3 protein-coding genes and 1 pseudogene are annotated in these 4,473 nt (G+C 66.2%); 1 reads left to right on the top strand and 3 read right to left on the bottom strand.

The features are described 5' to 3' along the window. From EOA29_RS26380 to tauA, 3 genes and pseudogenes are all read right to left on the bottom strand, one after another. Positions 1-294, bottom strand: a pseudogene (locus EOA29_RS26380) (hypothetical protein); the annotation flags it as partial. Then, positions 291-1,064: a taurine ABC transporter ATP-binding protein gene (locus EOA29_RS26375; protein ID WP_126091065.1), complete on the bottom strand. Its 774-nt coding sequence runs from the start codon at positions 1,062-1,064 to the stop codon at positions 291-293. The pseudogene EOA29_RS26380 and the gene EOA29_RS26375, both read right to left, overlap by 4 nt. Before the next feature lie 234 nt (positions 1,065-1,298). Continuing rightward, positions 1,299-2,312, bottom strand: a complete 1,014-nt coding sequence (gene tauA, locus EOA29_RS26370; RefSeq protein WP_126091064.1) for a taurine ABC transporter substrate-binding protein — start codon at positions 2,310-2,312, stop codon at positions 1,299-1,301. A gap of 688 nt (positions 2,313-3,000) precedes the next feature. Here tauA and EOA29_RS26360 point away from each other — a divergent pair. Then, on the top strand, positions 3,001-4,341 hold the full coding sequence (locus tag EOA29_RS26360; protein ID WP_126091062.1) for an FAD/NAD(P)-binding protein: 1,341 nt from the start codon (positions 3,001-3,003) through the stop codon (positions 4,339-4,341). Positions 4,342-4,473: the final 132 nt, after the last annotated feature.

Genomic DNA, 4,473 nt, shown 5'->3' with positions numbered 1-4,473 from the left:
CTGGTCTCGCCGGTCTTCCTGCCCTCGCCCGCCGCAGTCTGGGCAAAGTTCGTCGTGGTTGCCCGCGACGAACTTTGCCCAGACTGCGGCGGGCGAGGGCAGGAAGACCGGCGAGACCAGCTGTAACCGGGCCGACAATGTCCAGGCGGCCAACAGCAAGAGGATGGTGATAGCGCTGATCGGCCGCGCCGAGATACGCGGCCGCTTCGGCTGCGACCGTGACCACGGCACCGAGAAGCCGTCGTTCTCACCGGCTTTCGCTCCGGGCCGTTCGCTGTAGCTGCCGACGCTCATGCCGCCTCTCCTTCGAAGATCGCCTCGGTCAGGTCCGCGCGGGCTGCGGCAAAGGCTGGATCCGCCTTGATCGCCCGGATCGGCTCGCCGGCGGCATAGCGCCGGCCGAAATGCGCCTCGAAGGTCCGCACCACATGGCCGGGCCCCGGCGCCAGCACGACGATCTTGGTGGCAAGCACCAGCGCTTCCTCGATGCCATGCGTGACCATCAGCACGCCGACTTGGGCAGCCGCCCAGAGGTCGAGCAGCGTCGTCTGCATGCGCTCGCGCGTCAGCGCATCGAGCGCGCCGAGCGGCTCGTCGAGGAGGAGGAATTCCGGCTCGGCGGCTAAAGCCCGCGCCAGGCCGACACGCTGGCGCATGCCGCCGGAGAGCTCCCAGATGCGCTTGTCGCCGGCGTCGTTGAGCTTGACCAGAGACAACAATTCATCGCCGCGCCGCGCCCGCTGGCTGGCAGACACGCCGCGCAGCCGAAGCGCGAAGGCGACGTTCTCGCGCGCCGTCAGCCAGGGGAAGAGAGCATCGTTCTGGAAGACAACGGCGCGGTCAGGTCCGGGCGCGGTGATCGGCCGGCCGCCGATCGTGGCCTGGCCGCGCGCTGGCTTCACCAGTCCGGCGGCGACGTTGAGCAGCGAGGTCTTGCCGCAGCCGGAGCGGCCGACGAGGACGACGAAGTCGCCCTTGCCGATATCGAGCGAAACGCGTTCGACCGCCGGCGCCGCCTGGCCGTCATAGTGGACGGTGACCTTGTCGAGAACGAGATGCGGCATTTGGACTCAAAGCCTCCGCTGCCAAGCAATTCCAGGAAAAGTGTGAAGCGGTTGGGCTCGGCAACTTGGCCGTAGCCTTCCGTCCGGAATTGCTCAAACCAAAGATCGGGTGCCTGCCCCGAAACCGCCCCTCGTCGGCGGCTCCGGGACAGGCAGCGCGCGGTCAGGGAAGAAGAGGCCGCGCTGTAGCAGCAATTCCGGGAAGTCGTTCCCGCCCGGAATCGCGGAACGAAATCAGTTCGAGGCGAGCGCCTCGCTGGCGTATTTCGGGGTGACGTATTTCGAATAGTCGGGCAGCACCGCGTCGATCTTGCCCTGCTCCTTGAGGAAGGCGGAGGTCGCCGCAATCGCCTTGACGGTGCCGCCGCCGAGGAACTTGTCCGAAGCCTGCTCGTCCAGCGTCGGGAAGACATAGCCCTTGAGCAGTTCCGGCACCTCTTCCAGCTTGGCGCCCGTCAGCTTGGCGATCTTGCCGGCCTCCGGCGAGGACACCGACCAGGCCTCGGGCTTGGCCAGGAACCGGGCATAGGCTTCGCCCGTCACCTTGACGAAATCGCGCACGGCTTCCGGATGCTTGTCGGCGAAATCGGTGCGCACGATCCAGGCGTCGAAGGTCGGTGCGCCCCAGGTCGCCACCTGCGAGGAGTCCAATACCACCTTGCCGGAGGTCTTGATCTGGCCGAGCGCCGGATCCCAGACATAGGCCGCGTCGATGTCGCCGCGCGCGAAGGCGGCGGCGATTTCCGGCGGCCGGAGATTGAGGATCTCGACCGACTTCGGATCGACGCCTTCATGCTTCAGCGCCGCAAGCAGGCTGTAATGCGTGGTCGACACGAAAGGCACGGCCACCTTCTTGCCGGCGAGGTCGGCGACCTTCTCGATGCCGGCGCCGTTGCGGGCGACCAGCGCCTCCGACGGGCCGATCAGGCCGACCACGAAGATGGTCTGGATCGGCAGCTCGCGGCTGGCGGCCGCGGCCAGCGGGCTCGAGCCGACATAGCCGATATCGACCGAGCCGGAGGCGACCGCCGCGATCACGTCGGCGCCGGAATCGAACTTGCGCCAGTCGATCGCGGCCTTGGTCGCCTTCTCATAGGCGCCGTCGGCCTGCGGCACTTTCGAAGGCTCGACCACTGTCTGGTAGCCGATGGTGATCTTCAAATCCTCGGCCATGGCCGGACCGAGAAAGGCGGCGCCCGCGAGCGCGGCGGACGACAGGAGGAGAATGCGTCTGGAAATGATTGACATGAAAGGCTCCCTAAACCCTGAGAAAATCGGATTGCCTTTCTATCGTCGGTTAATTCTATCGGGTTTGTAGAGTTAAATCCTTCCAACCAGGGCGCCTTTCTTGGAAAAGTGTCGCCGGGTACCGGCGGCGGGGGCGCAAAAGGACAGTCGCGATGTTCTGCCGGAGACTATGCCAGGCTCTTTACATGCCGCGTTCCTTCACACCCCCTCTGTCCTGCCGGACATCTCCCCCGCAAGGGGGGAGATTGGCAGCCTCGGCGACGGCGCTCTTCCTGCAGCGTTGGCGATTGGCGAAAGCGAAGGCGACATCCGATCTCCCCCCTTGCGGGGGAGATGGCCGGCAGGCCAGAGGGGGGTGCTTTCCCGCCGGCGTTTGGATTTCTGCACGGCAGCGTTTGAATCTCAGGCGCCGCGTCTGAGGCAACCCCAGCGAACGAAAATCCCTCTGTCACCTTCTCCGGGTAAATCCATGCCCCAAATAGCCGTAGAATTGAAACGAGCTTCCGTGTGCAGGCGGGTTAGTATAGTAATCTTATCAACATTAGGGAGAGAGAACGATGCGCGACCACCTGAACCGCATACCGCCAGTCGTTCTGAGCCTGACAGCCGCGGCATCGGCTGCTTCACGGCGGCCGGCGCGGGCTGCCTAGGCTCGATCGCGGCCCTCGACAGCTCCTGAATTTCAGCCATGGTTGGACGCGGCAACTCCATCATCATTGTCGGCGGCGGCGCCAGCGGCGTCGTGCTGGCCGCGCATCTGCTCAAATCGCCGAACCCCGATCTGCGCGTCACGCTGATCGAGAAGCGGCCGCATTTCGGCCAGGGCATGGCCTATTCGACGCTGCTCTCCGCCCATGTGCTGAACGTCAAGGCTTCCGGCATGAGCGCCTATGCCGACGACCCGGACAATTTCGCGCGCTGGGTGCTGGAGCGCGGCCTCGCCAGGCCGGACCAGGGACCGTTCTATGCGCCGCGCAGCCTCTATGCCCGCTATCTGAAGGAGTTGCTCGACGATATCGAGCAACGCGAGCGCGAGAACGGCCGGCTGCGGCTGATCCGCGAGGAGAGCCTGTCGATCTCGCCGACACCGGCGGGGGTCGAGGTGGCTCTGGCCAACGGCACCAGCGTCGTCGGCCATCTTGCCGTTTTGGCCACCGGCCATGACGAGCAGCCGGGCGCCTTCCAGGGCCGCGCCATCCGGATGGGCTCCGACGGCGACACAGCGCTCGACCCGGAGGCCCCGGTCCTGGTGCTGGGCACGGGCTTGAGCATGGTCGATGCGTTTCTTTCGCTTGAGCAGCGCGGCCATCGCGGCCAGATCATCGCGGTGTCGCGGCGCGGCCTGCTGCCCTCGCCGCACCGCAAGGGCAACCCGATCAAGCTCGATGTCGCCGACATTCCCCTCGGCACCCAGCTTTCCTATTTCGTCGGCTGGTTCCGCAACCTGATCCGCGACAACCAGAAGGCCGGCGGCGACTGGCGCGACGTCGTCGACGGCCTGAGACCCTTCAACCAGACGATCTGGCAGAACTGGCCGTCCTCGGCCAAGCGCCGCTTCGTCGAGCACACCAAGGCCTGGTGGGACATCCATCGCCACCGAATGGCGCCGGAGGTCTATGAGCGCGTCACCGAAGCGGTCGGCTCGGGCCGCATCCGCCTGGTCGCTGGCCGGGTCGTGGACATCGAGCCGAACGATGGCTTCACCGTCACGATCCAGCAGCGCGGCACGCAGGCGCTGGAAACGCTCGACGTCGCCCGCATCTACGACTGCATGGGCATTGCCCGCGACATCTCGACGACGTCGAACGGCCTCGTGCGCTCGCTGGTCGAGCGCGGCCTGGCGCGCCCGGACCCGCTGCGCCTTGGCCTCGACGTCACCGCCAGATGCGAGTTGATCGCGGCCGACGGCACGGTGTCGTCGAAGCTGCTGGCCGTCGGACCGCTGACGCGCGGCACCTTCTTCGAGATCGACGCCATTCCCGACATCCGCGTCCAGTGCGCAAGGCTGAGCAAGCAATTGCTGGGCTAGGTTCCAGGTTGACCTTCAGCCGCCAAGCGCCTCGCACACCACCCGCGCGGTTTCCGCGCCGGAGAAATTCTGCTGGCCGGTGACGAGATTGCCGTCGCGCACGGCAAAGCCGCGCCACAAGCCCGCCTGGAC

Origin of the sequence: Mesorhizobium sp. M1E.F.Ca.ET.063.01.1.1 (assembly GCF_003998155.1) — a bacterium.
Classification (GTDB): Bacteria; Pseudomonadota; Alphaproteobacteria; order Rhizobiales; family Rhizobiaceae; genus Mesorhizobium.
This window is presented reverse-complemented; position numbering and strand designations above follow the sequence as displayed.